Here is a 15,071-nt window from a genome sequence, read left to right as displayed (position 1 = left end):
AGAAATATAAAAAGGAAGCCACTGGCTTCCTTTTTAGTTATTAGGGTGTGTTGACCTTTAAGCGTTAAACATGCTTATTACAGCTGGGTTGCAGCCCATTTAGCACGGCTTTCACGGCTTTCGCTCATGTTATTGTCGGCGCGATAAGCTTTATAAGCTTCAGCATCAAGCGCAATTAACGTGACTTCAACTTCTAACACGATTTTACATTCTTTTTTGATCCGCCAAGCAGCAGTGTTATATAACTCGGTTAGGGGTAATGAACTTAAAAATTCAGGATTATATTGGGTGTATAGTGCTTGAGTTGGATAAACCACAAATGCCAGATGACGTTTAGGTTCTTTTTTAAATAATTCTTCAATACCGTCAGTGGTATTTAACACCTGCATTTCGATGATATCATCGATATCTAATAATGCTTTTTGTGCCTGCATTGGTGCGGTGTCTTGCGCGCTTTCCCAAGCAATGACTTGTTCTTTAGTGCATTTAGTTAACGTGGCAACTTGCTCCACACTAAGCCCAAATGATTGACGTAAACATTGCATTTCAATGGCGTTTAATGGGGTGATTTTTGACATGGTAATTCTCAATAATTAGTAACAGTAAAATGAACCCAATTAGGTTATTGTGCAAGCCAAACCGCTTCAACCCAATCCCAGAATGACTCCCAAACATCTTCAGAAAAGTCATCGTCTTGCCAAAAAGACACTTGGCCATCTTGGTCGATACAATAAAAACCTTCACCTTGCTGGCAAATCGCCACCACATCTCTTGGCATGCCTAAAGACCATGCATAACTGGTAACTTCAGGTAAATAAGTGTGTGAATAAGGATCTGAGGCGGTAACGGGTTCAAGTGCCCCATAAATTACGTCGCTACCAAAGAGTAAATATTCCTTTAAATCGTTTGGTAGCGAGATAAGGATTTGCTCTTCAACGTCAACAATTTGTTCAAATGTCGGCAAGGTAAGCGGCACTGGAACGGTTTCGCTTAATTCGCGAAGTTGTTCAATAATTTCGTTCATGGGTGACCTTAAGCGGTTCAATAAATTCAATGGGCGCGATTATAGCAGAAGCGAAATCGCTTGGTGAATGAGAATAAAAAAAGCGCTCACAATATGTGAGCGCAAACTAGAGAAGCGGGTAAATCCTAAGCGGCTTGGGTAATGCTATGTTTGGCGCTGTGTTGTCTTTTATAGCTTAACCATGCTTTATGGTAGAGCTTGTGCGAGTCTTGTCTTAACTTGGTGATACGGTGTAATTCATAATCAGTTAATGGGCGATGTTCTCGGTTGGCTTGTAACTCTATGGCTTGAATTTGCACGTAAGTGTCATGTTCTGGACCGCTTTTTATATCGGCAATATTATTAAGATGAAATTGCACCTCAACAATCATGCCGCTATGTGGCAACCTCACTAATGCATTTAAATCCCGATAGCCTGAGGCTTTAGGCTGTGCAAAACGGTTTTTAAGTTGTACTACGTCAGCTTGCTTAGTTAACGCTTCATAAGCGCTAATGAGTGAACTCACGTCGTCAGCAACAATGCTTGCGCGAACTAAGTCAGTGAGTTGATCCGCTTGTCCGGCAAATTTGGTGTCAATTTTAATTTGTGCGCGCTGTTTATCTTTATTGGGCGCAAGCACCGCTTGAGTGTGAGAGGCCATTGAAACTTGGTTGATGAGATAGCCTAGCTCGTCTTGTGCTGTAATTGACAGACTCATCAGTAATTCAAAGTCATTACTTGGTTGCAACGGGAAACCGTGTTGAAAGTCTTCTAGTTCGTTGAGCTCGTCTAATTCACTGCGAGTCGTTTGAGAAAAGTTATAGCTACCGTTATTTAATAGGTTAACTTTAACTTGTTGAGGTTGAGCGACAGCGCCACGGGTGGTCAGTAAAATTAAAAAAATAAATAGAGTACGAAAAATACGATTCATTAATTCAGTCCTTTACTTTAGGTGCGTTAACTGTACCTTTAGCATACTGAATCAGAACTGAACAACAAGCGTGTTTAGAATAAAGTTGCTTTGCGATCACAAATAAAAAAAGCGCCATAAGTAGGCGCTTTTTTAGGGGAACTTATTCTATGGGTAATGCCGTGATTACCAAATTTTCACGCGTTTTTCTGGTGCAACATACATTTTGTCGCCCGGTTTCACGTCAAAGGTTTTATAGAACTCAGGTACATTAGACAGTGCGCCTAATGCGCGAAAGTGACCCGGTGAATGCGGATCCGTTGCTACGCGGTTACGCATTGCTTCTTCTTTCATTTTTACACGCCAAATTTGGCTAAAGCCCATAAAGAAACGTTCATCTCCGGTTAAGCCGTCAATGATAGGGGCTTCTTTACCTTTTAACGACATTTTGTAGGCTTTATAAGCAATGGTGACACCAGATAAGTCACCGATGTTTTCGCCAAGAGTCAGCTCACCGTTAACGTGTAGGTCATCAAATACTTGGAAACCGTTAAATTGGTTAACCAAGGCTTTAGTTTTTACATGGAATGCTTTTAAATCAGCATCTGTCCACCAGTTACGCATATTGCCGTCACCGTCAAATTTAGCTCCTTGATCATCAAAACCGTGTCCCATTTCATGGCCAATTACGGCACCAATACCGCCGTAATTAACTGCATCGTCAGCTTTAAGGTTGAAAAACGGTGGTTGTAAAATGGCGGCAGGGAACACAATTTCATTCATGGTCGGGTTGTAATAAGCGTTGACCGTTTGTGGGGTCATATGCCATTCACCTTTATCGATAGGTTGACCTAGTTTCGCGATGTCTTTGTTATGTGATACAACGGCAGCGCGTTTTAGATTGCCGATAAGATCGTCAGACTGAATAGTTAATTTACTGTAATCAGCCCATTTGTCTGGGTAGCCAATTTTTGAGGTGAATTTAGACAGCTTTTGTTTTGTTGCCACTTTCGTTTCTGCGCTCATCCAGTCAAGCGAGTCAACACTGGAGGCGTAAGCATGACTTAAATTAGCCACAAGCTGAGTCATACGGCTTTTGGCTTCGGGTGCAAAGTGGCGTTTAACGTACACTTTACCGACCACTTCACCCAATGTGCCACTAACGGTGCTTACACCGCGTTTCCAACGAGGTTGTTGCTCTTGTTGGCCGTTAAGTGTTTTAGAGTAAAAATCAAAGTTTTCTGCATCTAGCGCTTGGGTTAAATCGCTCGCGCTTTGCGACAATGTTTGCCAAGTTAGGTAGGTTTTCCACGTTGCAAGATCGGTATTTTTAACCAGCTGATCGAAGCCTTTAATAAAGCTAGGTTGATTAATAATGATATCGCTTTGCTTGTCAGCGCCAAGTGCTGCTAAATAACCTTGCCAGTTAATGTCTGGTGCCAGTGTTGCGAGATCCTTGGTTTGGTATTTGTTGTAGGTTTTGGTGCTGTCACGATTTTGAACGACATCCCAATGTTGTTTTGCTATCGCCGTTTCAAGTGCAAGAATTTTTTGTGCTGCAACTTTACCGTTTGCAAGACCGGCTAAATCAAACATTTTTTCAATGTGTAGCGCAAACTTATTACGGATATTCACAAAGCGTTCTGCTTGGTTAAAGTAATAGTCTTTTTCTGGCAAGCTTAAACCATATTGATAAAGGTGAGTGGCATAACGGCTTGAGTCTTTTGCATCAATATCAACATAAAAAGCAATGGGTGTTGGGCCGCCATTAGCTTGGCTTTCACCAAAATAAGCGGTTAGCTCACTTTTATTTTTTAGGGCATCAATTTTGGTTAAGTCTGCTTGAATTGGAGTAATACCTAATTTGTTCAAGGTATCTACATCCATAAATGAGCGATAAAGGTCAGCTACTTTTTGTTCGTCAGTGCCCGCAACTAAATGAGTGTTAGCACTGAGATCTTCAATAATTTCTCTTACGTCATTTCGAGCGTTTTCACGTAAGTCATAAAATGCCCCAATAGTCGTACGATCACCTGGAATTTCAGCGCTTTTCATCCAGGCGCCATTCATATACAAGTAAAAGTCATCTTGTGGACGAACCGTTTTGTCCATATTAGAAAAATCGATACCTGAGCTCAGTGCTTGGCTAACAGCGGTAGCGGCTTGTGTTTTTACGGCATCTGCTGGTGCTTGATTGGTTGGAACATTGTCAGTGTTACATGCGCTTAAGCTAACAATGAGTGAGGCACATAGGCCACTAATGACGCGTTTTTTCATATTAATTCCCTTAGTAAAGAAGTCATTTTTATAAAGCTGGTTTATTATTTTATTTGTATATTGATGCCTTGATGCTAGCAACAGTATTAATTTGCTGAGCGTTGACATTTTTTTTGTATTGGTATGGTAAGACCCACGATTGGGATTAACAAGAGTTTAGCTTACTTTTGGGTTTGTTTGTAACGAGGTGTAACTGGGCGCATAAATAGCATGTTGCGGCTCAATTTACTTTATGTCTGCTGTGCTATCGCGCATAATACCGTGGTTTGAATCATGTGGGTAGTATTGTGAGATTAGATAAGTTCATTTGTGAAAGTACTGAGTTAACCCGTTCGTTAGCCAAGCGCTTATTAAAATCAGGCGAGGTCACTTGTGATGGTGAGGTCATTAAAGACCCAAGCTTTAAAGTGACAGATACAATGTTAATTGAAGTCGACGGTAATGAGCTGCAATTAATTGGTGAGCGTTACATTATGCTCAATAAACCCGTTGATACTATTTGTTCAAATGTTGATGAAGAAGAATACCAATCAGTTTTATCGTTATTAGATATTGAAAAAATTGACAACTTACATATTGCTGGGCGATTAGATGTTGATACCACAGGGTTAGTCATTATCACCAGTGATGGACAATGGTCACACAAAATTACTTCGCCGAAAAAAGACTGCGGCAAACGTTATTGGGTTGAGTTAGCTGACCCGGTTGCTGATGAAATGACCGACATTTTTAAGCAAGGTATCGCATTAAAAAGTGAAGATGGATTAACCAAACCCGCCGTGCTCGATATTATTGACTCACACCATGTCAGGCTGACCATTAGTGAAGGTAAATATCATCAAGTGAAACGTATGTTTGGTGCGGTTGGAAATAAAGTGGTGAATTTACACCGTGAGGCCATTGGCGCGATTGAACTTGATAATGATTTAGAGCCGTGTGAATGGCGTTACTTAACGAAAGAAGAAGTCAGCTCAGTTAAATAACTGTATTAGGCTTAATATACTGCGATAGTACAGATAGTGTTAACCACGTTAATTGGTTCGGTTTAAATGATGCGTTATATGCCGTGGTTATTTGGCCGTAACCGTTACTTTTATCCAGTTTATTTATCGCGGTAAATAAGCTCGTCACTAACTTAAAAAACCAAACTCATTCAATGAGTTTGGTTTTTGTTATCACAATATTGTGTTTGTGGAATGCAGCGACTTTTACTTAATGGTTAAGTGTCCACTGATGGTATTTATTGATAATTTTCCAGCGCCATTACCTACTCTAAATTGCAATGTGCTGCTTGGCTGATATTTACCTTTAATAACATTGTGGTCGGTAAGTTGGTTGGTTATTTTCCCCGCTGGGCCGCCATTGATGTTGACATCAACAGAGGGGATATTGCTAAATGCTGTGGTGATGTCGCCACTGACAGACTCTAATTTTGCGCGAGACAGCGAATCGGATAATTTAAGGCTTATATCGCCACTCACGGCGACCACTTTAATATGCTTAGCTGGCTTGAAGTTGCCATCAATCTTGCCTGATACTTGGTCTACCTTAATTTTAGTCGCTTGGCTGCTAGCGGTTAAGTCACCGCTTACTAGGCGATAAGACACTTCGCCTTGACTATGATTATCGTTAATGTTGCCTGAGACGGTTTCTAATTCAATGTCACCACTGAGTTGTGAAGCTTGAATGTTTCCCGACACGGCGCTGAGCTCTATGTCTCCATCTAGGTCGCTCGCATTAATGTTACCGCTGACCACTTCAAGTTCAATTTCGCCCACAAGCTGACTAATATTGTAATCAGAAGAGATACCTTCTATTTCGATATCGGTTTTATTCGGAACATTAATAACGAGATTAGAACCTTGACCACGTTTACCTGAATAGCTGCGTGGGAGCTTATCTTCGATGGTGAATTCGTCACCGTCTTTTTTGAAAACAAGTCCTTTAGAAAGTGCATCTAATGTGCCTTCAACCTGAATGAGGTTTTTATCCCACCCTATAATTTTTACGTTACCACGCTGCACCTTGATATCAATATTGGCATGACTCGGCGCGGTTAATTGTTGCGACACTTCCTCTGCACTGAAGGCACTAGCACTGGCTAAAGATAACGTGATGACTAACGTTGTGACAAATTTCGTGAGCGCTTTTTGGGGGAAGTTAAGTTGCATCATCATATTGAAGTTCCTTGTGTATATTGGTTAGCATTAAAATCGAATCGTTTATTTTGCTGTTTGAGTAAATGTATTTGACGCTGTTGTAGCCATAACCACAATTGCCATAATTGTTGATTTTGCGGCGCAGACTCTAAAGCTTGTTGGGCTTTATTAGCGGCAACGGTTAATTCTTGTATTCCCTGGGTTAATGGGTCGCCTTGCCAATTAGCTTGCATTACACCAATCTGAAGTTGTTGAACTTGTTGAGCGTGGCGCAGTGCAATTTGGTCAATGTCGTTGATCAGTTGTAGATCGAGCGATGACGCTTGTGTTGGTAAGGTTTCGGGGGCTTTGTCCCATTGCCATGTCACCAGTACCGCTAAGGTTATGCAAGCGGCCATTGCGACGTTTCGCCAACGATTATCGTTAACACTAGGGGCATTTTTTTTGTGCAGCCTCGCTTCTATTGCCGGCCACAAGTCGTGCCTAGGTGTTATTTCATGTGGCGCGCTGGCAATTAACTTATCAAGGTGATTAAGCGGCTCTGCTGAATGAGAGGCGGCCGATAAATGAGGTTCAGAGGATGACTTTTTCATGACAACATCTCCTGTAAAAGCTGTTTAGCTTTAAAGTAGTGGTTTTTACTGGTGCCTTGAGCAATACCAAGTAGTTGTGCAACGTCATTGTGCTGATAACCTTCAATGGCGATTAGTACAAACACGATGCGCATTTGTTTAGGTAATCGACAGATATACTTATCTAATTGATGGTATTCAGCGGCTTGTTCACACGGTTCAATCAAAGAATCGTTGTCTTGAAAAGGTAAGAATCGCTGCCAAAATGTGTGTTGCACTTTCATGGTGTTAATTGCTTGGCGCACACATAGTCGATGCAACCAAGTGGTAAATTGACTGCTTTGATTAAACTGATCAATTTTATTCCATAATCTAATAAAACATTCTTGAGTAACTTCCTCGGCTAATGCATGTTGGCCAGCAAAACGAAAGCTGATGGCATAAACCCGTTGATGATGGCGAAGATAAAGCTGATGAAATGCGCTTTTATCTCCATTGGCCGCTAACGTGGCTAATTGTGAATCACTCGTGAGATTATCGAGTGTATTGATGTCGATATCCTCGCTCCTTTTCATTAAGTTGAAACCTAAAATAGTTAATTTAATTATTAGACAGCCTAAGTGGCAAAATGGTTTATGTTGATTCTCCACACTATGAGTAGGTGTACATCATAAATGATAAGTAGGCATATGGTTTGGGTTGTATCGTAAATGTTGTGGGTGATGTTAATTAAATTTACATGTTGGTTATTATCTTGATGTTAATGATTTAAATGTTCGATTTTGAATCAAGTTTATCTTTAGTTAGCCGTTATAATTAATGTAGTAAATGTAATTAATCGTTGTTAAAGGAGCTGATATGCTTATCAGATCAAAATTAATCGTTAATGCCGTTGTGTCAATGACCGCGGTGTTAGCTATGTTTAGCTTACAAAACATATCAACTTCAAAATTGAGTGACTTATCTACGGCGACAGAAAATATTGTGCGCATTGAGAAGGAAGTGTCATTATTACGCATTCAAGAAAAAGATTTCCTTGCCCGTTTTGATCTTAAATATGTGGTCAATCATTCGAAAAACGCGGCCAATGTTGACAAGCATGTCGAAAGTGTTGAAAAAATTCTTACCGAGAACGGCATTTCTGTTACTGACCTTAAAACATTAGAGCAAAGCCTTGATCGTTATAATCAAAGTTTTAATAAGCTTGTAGAGTTAAAACAACAAATTGGTTTAACTCACTCAGACGGTTTATATGGTTCTTTACGTCAAGCTGTTCACGCCGTTGAAACCGCTCTTGTCGAGCAAAATCAAGATTCGTTAACTAATTATATGTTGCAATTAAGACGGATTGAAAAAGATTTTATCATGCGCCGTGACCTCAATTATTTAACCAAATTTAATGACACCATTAATGATTTTGACCAGGCATTAAGCAACAGTGACTTGCCTTATCAAACGAAGATGGACATTAAAACTAAAATGGCGAGTTATAAAGTCGATTTTAATAATGTCGTTGCGAAAGAGAAGGTCTTTGGTCTAACAGAAAATGAGGGTGAGATGGCGCAGTTGCGTGATGTTATCCATTCCACTGATATGGCGATTAAATCTCTACATAAAGAAACCTTTAAAGCAATTGATGAGGCACAATCTTCAGCTACAACAATGAGCATTGTTGGGTTTGTTATTATTGCCTTACTGCTTGCAATTATTGCTTACTTTATTATTAGAAGCATTATTACGCCGGTAAATAACATTACTCAAATTATTACCAAGATTGAGAATAATAAAGATTTGTCATTACGCTGTGATGAAAGCGGTAATGATGAATTAGCTAAAATTGCTCAGCACTTTAATGAAATGGTGGCGTCGTTCCAAGTCTTGATTGAGCACGTTAACAGCTCTGTTGGCGCAATGAATGACTCATGCCATGAGTTGTCACTTAATGCCAATGTTGCTTCAGAAGGTGTAGCGAAACAATTAAATGAAACCGATATGGTGGCAACGGCCATCACCGAAATGGTAGCAACCATTGATGAAATTGCTAAAAACACTGAGTTAGCCGCTTTAAAAGCCAGTCAAACATTTGAGAATGCGCAAAATGGTCAAGACGGTGTAAGACAAACTATTGATAAAATTGAAGCGTTAGCGAAACAATTGAATGATTCTTCCTCAGTTGTTGCTGAGCTTGAAAATGACAGTGTGACAATTGGTAGTGTGTTAGATGTTATCCGCGGTATTGCAGAGCAAACCAACTTATTAGCACTTAACGCGGCAATTGAAGCGGCGCGTGCTGGTGAACAAGGTCGCGGCTTTGCTGTTGTTGCTGATGAGGTGCGTAATTTAGCGATGCGTACCCAAGAGTCAACTGAAGAGATTTCAGGGATCATTGGTAAGTTACAAAACCGTACCCAAGATATTGTGAAATTAATGGAACATAGCCAAGCCCAAAGTGCTGAAAGCGCTATTGAAGCTGCTAACTCTGGTGAACTATTGCTACAAATCAATGATGATGTCACCAATATCATGGACATGAGTACTCAAATTGCAACGGCAATTGAAGAACAGTCAATGGTGGCGGCTGAGGTGAATAAAAACGTCGTGGTAATACGTGACATTGCAGAAGAGTCTTCTATTGCTGCTGAAGGTAATGCAACATCTTCAAATGATGTAAGAGAGCAAGCAGCAGGTTTACAAGAAGCGGTGAGCCAATTTAAGGTTTAATTTCTTTATCAATTAACCTCGGTGCTATCTGCATAAAAAGCCTAACAATGAATTGTTGGGCTTTTTTATACGCAGACTTTCGCCTAATTATTTCGCGTTAAGGGTGTGAACGCCGTTGGCGCTACCAACGAGTAAAACATCTGCGCCGCGGTTAGCAAATAACCCGTTTGTTACAACCCCTACAATGGCATTAATTTTAACTTCTAACGCTTTAGGGTCGACAATTTTCATATTGTGAACATCTAAAATCACATTGCCGTTATCGGTCACGACACCTTCACGATAAACCGGTGTGCCACCGAGTTTAACGAGTTCTCTGGCAACGTAAGAACGTGCCATTGGGATCACTTCTACAGGAAGTGGAAAGCCACCTAAAACAGAAACTTGCTTGGTGTCATCAACAATACAAACAAACTTTTTAGCCACTGCGGCGACAATTTTTTCACGAGTTAATGCTGCGCCACCACCTTTGATCATGTCCATGTGGTCGTTAATTTCATCCGCGCCGTCTACATAGACGTCAAAGTTAGCTACGCTGTTAAGGTCAAAAACCTCAATACCTAAGGCTTTCATCTTTTGAGTAGAAGCTTCAGAGCTCGATACAGCACCGTCGATTTCGTGCTTGATGGTCGCAAGTGCGTCAATGAAGTGGTTAACAGTTGAGCCCGTACCTACACCCACAATTGCTCCCGATTCAACATACTTTAATGCTTCCCATCCCGCTGCTTTTTTCATTTCGTCTTGAGTCATGACTTGTGTTCCACTTGGTAATGTAATTGGCGAAAGTATACCGCAAGTTAGCGGTTATCTGTGGGACAATTTACACCCTTTGCTAAGCAATTAAGCAGATTATTTAGTCGATAAGCCTATGGCAAAGTAAAGAAATCACACCGTGGGTTTAAAATTAATCATGGCATAGGAATTGAGTCGGCAACAAAAAACTTTTACCGTATAATCATCGCCCTAATCCATTATGTTTTTTTATATGTTACGTATTGCGTGTGTTTTAAGACTCTTAATGAGTTGCTTGCCTCTTTGTTGCATTTCATTGTCTGCAAGTGCACAAATTGATGTGATATCTCAGCAACCGCTAGCCGCAAAAAATATTATGATTGTAGATTTGCAGTCTAATAAGGTGTTGCAAGCTGAAAATGCAGAACAAGTTAGGCCGATTGCCTCTGTGAGTAAACTGATGACTGCATTGGTAGTATTAGATGCCAAACAGTCTTTAAAAGAGAAAATATCCGTAGACGTGTCGCAGTCAAAAATTATGCGTAATGTGCATTCTCGTATTCGTATTGGGAGTAAGGTTACTCGTGAAAACATGATGTTCATGACCTTAATCGCATCAGAGAATCGCGCCGCGACTTCATTAGCTCACCATTATCCTGGTGGTTTTACTGCTTTTGTTAAGGCGATGAATGCCAAAGCAAAAAGCTTAGGCATGATCCACACACACTTTGAAGAGCCAAGCGGTTTATCGCCTGATAACGTGTCTAGTGCCCATGATTTAATTTTATTATTAAAAGCATCACGACAGTATCCGGACCTGTTACGTATAAGTTCTATGCCTAAGCGTCACGTTATTTTTAGTAAACCGCGATATAAACTTGATTTTCATAACACGAATAAGTTGGTTGCTAAAGGCGATTGGGATATTTCGCTGACTAAAACCGGTTATACAAGTAAAGCGGGGCACTGTTTGGTGATGATAGCGAACATGAATCATCGCCAAGTGGCATTTGTGGTGTTAGGCGCTTTTGGTAAATATACCCATTTAGCCGATGCCAATAGATTCAAGCGCTGGTTAGAAACCAATAAAGTATCAACTGTTCCTGCAGATGCGCTGAAGCATAAATACCTTGAACAGGATGACGATTAAACCTTGTTAAACACACCGATATGCAAGATGGACAAGGAAGCGACGTAAGTTAAGTTGACCGGCAATCAATAAAAAATGGCTCAAATTGATATCAATTTGAGCCATTTTTTATTATCTAGGTTCGCGGTTTGGACTAAGACACCATTGCTGCCACAAGTCCTACCGCGGCAAGTGCCACAATCACTTTCACTAAGCCTGGACCGCGTTTAAGTTGGTTTTCGCGAGTGTCATTTTCAGTCTCAAGCAACTTGGGAATCGTAGCGTTAGCGTGGTTGATTTTTTTATCTACCTCGTTAAACGATTCCTGTTCATTTTGTTTGCTTTGACAAGGGAACAGTTCCGTCACAATGGCGAGATCCGCTTTGTAAGCATGCACCGTGTAACGGTAGTTACCTTTGGCGAAGGTTTGCTTTTCATAACGCAGATTAAGCACGGCATTACAGTCGGCTTTTTCAGCAAGTTGCTTTATGTAATTACGACCTTCGTTTGGACATTTAAAGAAGCGAGTGACAACCGGATGGCTCACTTCAATAGTACCTAGCTTTGGCGTTTTATGTTTGGTAATAATAAAGTCTGATAATGTTTTGATAAAATAAGACTGATATAAACTCACCTGTTTTGCTGCTATTCCTTTTGGTGTTGGAGTTGGTTCAAATTCAACAAACACCCCTTTAACAAGCTGGGGCTCTAGTGATGGGTCGATAAGACTGGAAATATGTAAAAAATAGCTTTCGTTATCATCGCCTCTGACAAAGCCGTATTTTTTACTCGACATATACGAGATTATTTCACCTTTCACATTGATTCCTTACTCATGTGCAATTCAATTTAGCTAATTGCTTTAGATGATAGTAGCTAGTGCATAATCAAACCTTAATTCGTCGTTAAATTAACGCGATGAATTTCATTTTTCGCCGATAAAAGTAAAAAAATTATCGCGACAGCTTATTTATGACTATTGACTCTTGCTTTTTGATTCAAATTAACATTCAAGCAACTTATTTGGCTAAGAACGTATAAACAAAAAACTCAGTAACATTCTGATTTAAAATATGATAATTGCTTGAAATGTTAGTGGTAAAGGTAAACTGTTTTTCAATTTGTATCTTTGTGAGTTTGGTTTGTATTTTTAGTGAGATGAAAATGTAATTGAAATGCGTTGACTTTGTGGCTGAGAATTAAGCGTTTTCATCTGGTTCAGTCATGCGATTATGTTATGAATAATGAGTTTGATTGTTTAATGTGCATTTCTATCATGTTGTGAATATATTTCAGTGACTTACATCTTGTTTTGAGCATCTAGATTACCGATGGACTGTATCTAAAAAACGCCATTTACCATTAACAAAACTCCCTATATGCTTCACATAAATCCACAAAATATATAAGGTTTTATAATGAGTAATCCACTGGCATGGGCATCTGTTCCCGTTGCATTAAGTCTATTTGTTTCGTTAACAGCATGCGCTCAACCTCAAGAGCCTATCAGCATCATAAAGCCGGCTGTTATCACTGCACCTGAAAAGGTTGAGTTAGGCAAGATGTTGTATTTTGAACCACGTTTATCAATGTCTGGTTATATTTCATGTAACTCGTGTCATAACCTGTCGATGGGCGGCGTTGATGCATTACCTACTTCAATTGGTCATCACTGGCAAGAAGGTCCAATTAACTCGCCAACCGTGTTAAATGCTGATCTTATGCTTGCTCAATTTTGGGATGGACGTGCAAAAGACTTGAAAGAACAAGCTGCTGGCCCAATTGCAAACCCTGTAGAAATGGGCTATACCCATGAGTTAGCCATTGACACCGTTGCATCTATGCCTGCTTATGTGGCACGTTTTGAAAAAGTATATGGGTCAAGCGATGTAAACATTGACCGTATTACTGATGCGATAGCGACATTTGAAAAAACCTTAGTTACGCCAAACAGTACCTTTGACCAATATTTACTAGGCGATAAGAATGCTATTTCTGCTGATGTAAAAGCAGGTTACCAATTATTTAAAGATAAAGGTTGCGTCAGCTGTCATAACGGCCCAGCAGTGGGTGGCACCATGTATATGAAAATGGGGGTAATCAAACCATTCCATACAAATAACCCTGCTGAAGGCCGTAAAGCTGTTACGGGGCGTAATAGTGACAAGTTTGTCTTTAAAGTACCTACATTACGCAATATCGAGCTAACCTATCCGTACTTCCACGACGGTAGTGTCTGGACATTAGAAGAAGCGATTCACACCATGGCTGATATCCAATTAGCGCAGCAGTTTAACGAAAAAGAAACGGCGCAAATGGTGGAATTCTTAAAGAGCTTAACCGGTGATCAACCTCAAGTAACGTTACCTCTTTTACCACCTTCGAATGCCAACACACCACGTCCAGTTCCGTTTAGCTCACACAATAAGTAATTGCTGTTGAGATAAACAAGTTGTGATAAATTTATGCAAAAACGCTAAGCTTCCCATGCTTAGCGTTTTTTTTACATAAAAAAGCCCACTAAATTTAGTGGGCTTTATGTGTTAGTTTTGCTGGTAACCCCATTTAATAATGACACGATTAAAGGGTGACGCTATGCAGTGTTTAGCGGATAACCCGTCAATAACGAGTGGCTTAAAATCCTTCTACACTGGCCATATCTGGCAATTTATGAGCAATACCTTTATGGCAATCAATACAGGTTTTTTCATCTGACTCTAAATATATTTTATGCATATTGGCACCGCGTAAAGACTGTCTGGTGAAGTCCATAGAGCCATATTCATGACAATTTCGACACTCTAATGAGTCATTGGCTTTTAGTCTACGCCACTCATGTGCTGCGAGTGTTCCTCGTCTTGCTTCAAATTTTTCAGGAGTATCGATCGTGCCAACTAGGTGCGCCCAAATTTCTTTCGATGCTTGCATTTTTCGGGCAATTTTATCTGTCCATCTATGCGGAACATGACAATCGTGACACGTTGCCCTTACGCCACTGCGATTAGTGTAATGAATGGTTGATTGTAATTCGCTGTAGACATTTTGGTGACAACTACTGCAAAATTCTTCAGTACTGGACATGTCTAATGCGGTATTAAACGCTCCCCAAAATATCACTCCACCAGCAAACCCACCAATGACTAAAAACCCTAAACTGAAATGCACACTTGGTTTCTTTATGACTTGCCATACGGTGATGACTACTTGTTTTATTTTTTCCATATTCTACTCGCCAATATAAAGTGGATAGGGTTACTCATAACAACAGCGGGTTGGCATGGGTAATAGCGAAACAATAAAAGGTAATGTTATTGATATGTTGTGTTTATAGTATAACAAGGTTACAGCGAGAGTCTAAACAAACCCGTGATTAAAATATCCACGCTGACATATTGATTATAAAAGAGTATCCATTTGCTGTTGATTTGTTTTGTTGACCTTAAATAAGCCGTTTACTGTTTGTGCCGGTGCGTTTGTTAAGCAGGCTACTTTATTGTTGTGAGTCAGTATGACACGGAGCTTTATGGCTTATTCATGCGCGATTGAGCATTAAAGATGACTGGTAAG

Annotated in this window: 14 protein-coding genes; 4 read left to right on the top strand and 10 right to left on the bottom strand. The window is 40.1% G+C overall.

The features are described 5' to 3' along the window. Nucleotides 1–77 precede the first annotated feature (77 nt). The 4 genes from G3R48_RS11050 to G3R48_RS11035 form a co-directional block, all read right to left on the bottom strand. Nucleotides 78–578, bottom strand: coding sequence for a DUF4447 family protein (locus G3R48_RS11050; protein ID WP_153664058.1), 501 nt, complete (start codon nucleotides 576–578; stop codon nucleotides 78–80). A 44-nt stretch (nucleotides 579–622) separates the two neighbouring features. Continuing rightward, complete coding sequence (locus G3R48_RS11045; protein WP_153664056.1) at nucleotides 623–1,024, bottom strand: SMI1/KNR4 family protein; 402 nt, start codon at nucleotides 1,022–1,024, stop codon at nucleotides 623–625. A gap of 125 nt (nucleotides 1,025–1,149) precedes the next feature. Then, nucleotides 1,150–1,935, bottom strand: a complete 786-nt coding sequence (locus tag G3R48_RS11040; RefSeq protein WP_153664054.1) for a nucleotidyltransferase family protein — start codon at nucleotides 1,933–1,935, stop codon at nucleotides 1,150–1,152. Between the two features lie 165 nt (nucleotides 1,936–2,100). Continuing rightward, nucleotides 2,101–4,191 (bottom strand): M13 family metallopeptidase, encoded by a 2,091-nt coding sequence (locus tag G3R48_RS11035; RefSeq protein ID WP_153664052.1) that lies wholly within the window; start codon nucleotides 4,189–4,191, stop codon nucleotides 2,101–2,103. A 287-nt stretch (nucleotides 4,192–4,478) separates the two neighbouring features. Here G3R48_RS11035 and rsuA point away from each other — a divergent pair, with 287 nt between their 5' ends. After that, the gene (gene rsuA, locus G3R48_RS11030; RefSeq protein WP_212593315.1) at nucleotides 4,479–5,174 is read left to right on the top strand and encodes a 16S rRNA pseudouridine(516) synthase RsuA; all 696 of its coding nucleotides are present in this window, start codon (nucleotides 4,479–4,481) and stop codon (nucleotides 5,172–5,174) included. A gap of 225 nt (nucleotides 5,175–5,399) precedes the next feature. On the opposite strand, the gene G3R48_RS11025 is transcribed toward rsuA, so the two are convergent. Genes G3R48_RS11025 through G3R48_RS11015 form a run of 3 tightly spaced genes read right to left on the bottom strand, consistent with a single transcriptional unit; the run spans nucleotide 5,400 to nucleotide 7,497 of the window. Then, nucleotides 5,400–6,368, bottom strand: a complete 969-nt coding sequence (locus G3R48_RS11025; protein ID WP_153664048.1) for a DUF4097 family beta strand repeat-containing protein — start codon at nucleotides 6,366–6,368, stop codon at nucleotides 5,400–5,402. Continuing rightward, on the bottom strand, nucleotides 6,365–6,943 hold the full coding sequence (locus G3R48_RS11020) for an anti-sigma factor (RefSeq protein ID WP_153664046.1): 579 nt from the start codon (nucleotides 6,941–6,943) through the stop codon (nucleotides 6,365–6,367). The genes G3R48_RS11025 and G3R48_RS11020 overlap by 4 nt, the downstream gene beginning before the upstream one ends. Further along, the gene (locus G3R48_RS11015) at nucleotides 6,940–7,497 is read right to left on the bottom strand and encodes an RNA polymerase sigma factor (protein WP_153664044.1); all 558 of its coding nucleotides are present in this window, start codon (nucleotides 7,495–7,497) and stop codon (nucleotides 6,940–6,942) included. The genes G3R48_RS11020 and G3R48_RS11015 overlap by 4 nt, the downstream gene beginning before the upstream one ends. Before the next feature lie 283 nt (nucleotides 7,498–7,780). On the opposite strand from G3R48_RS11015, the gene G3R48_RS11010 reads away from it, so the two are divergent. Further along, on the top strand, nucleotides 7,781–9,643 hold the full coding sequence (locus G3R48_RS11010) for a methyl-accepting chemotaxis protein (RefSeq protein ID WP_153664042.1): 1,863 nt from the start codon (nucleotides 7,781–7,783) through the stop codon (nucleotides 9,641–9,643). Between the two features lie 87 nt (nucleotides 9,644–9,730). On the opposite strand, the gene rpiA is transcribed toward G3R48_RS11010, so the two are convergent. Then, entirely contained in the window at nucleotides 9,731–10,393 is a 663-nt protein-coding gene (rpiA, locus tag G3R48_RS11005) for a ribose-5-phosphate isomerase RpiA (RefSeq protein WP_153664040.1), read from the bottom strand. 268 nt (nucleotides 10,394–10,661) lie between these two features. On the opposite strand from rpiA, the gene pbpG reads away from it, so the two are divergent. Continuing rightward, nucleotides 10,662–11,525, top strand: coding sequence for a D-alanyl-D-alanine endopeptidase (pbpG, locus tag G3R48_RS11000; protein WP_246504629.1), 864 nt, complete (start codon nucleotides 10,662–10,664; stop codon nucleotides 11,523–11,525). Nucleotides 11,526–11,658: 133 nt separating this feature from the next. Here pbpG and G3R48_RS10995 read toward each other — a convergent pair whose 3' ends face one another. After that, a complete protein-coding gene (locus G3R48_RS10995) occupies nucleotides 11,659–12,324 on the bottom strand; it encodes a cold-shock protein (RefSeq protein WP_153664036.1) in 666 nt (221 codons plus the stop codon). Between the two features lie 598 nt (nucleotides 12,325–12,922). Between G3R48_RS10995 and G3R48_RS10990 the strand changes: the two genes are divergently transcribed. Further along, nucleotides 12,923–13,936, top strand: coding sequence for a cytochrome-c peroxidase (locus G3R48_RS10990; RefSeq protein ID WP_153664034.1), 1,014 nt, complete (start codon nucleotides 12,923–12,925; stop codon nucleotides 13,934–13,936). A gap of 202 nt (nucleotides 13,937–14,138) precedes the next feature. On the opposite strand, the gene G3R48_RS10985 is transcribed toward G3R48_RS10990, so the two are convergent. Further along, on the bottom strand, nucleotides 14,139–14,726 hold the full coding sequence (locus G3R48_RS10985) for a NapC/NirT family cytochrome c (RefSeq protein WP_153664032.1): 588 nt from the start codon (nucleotides 14,724–14,726) through the stop codon (nucleotides 14,139–14,141). Nucleotides 14,727–15,071 lie beyond the last annotated feature (345 nt).

This window comes from Shewanella intestini (assembly GCF_018221465.1).
GTDB classification, from domain to species: Bacteria; Pseudomonadota; Gammaproteobacteria; order Enterobacterales; family Shewanellaceae; genus Shewanella; species Shewanella intestini.
Note: the sequence above shows the minus strand (reverse complement) of the source record. Positions and strands in the feature narration are given on the sequence as shown.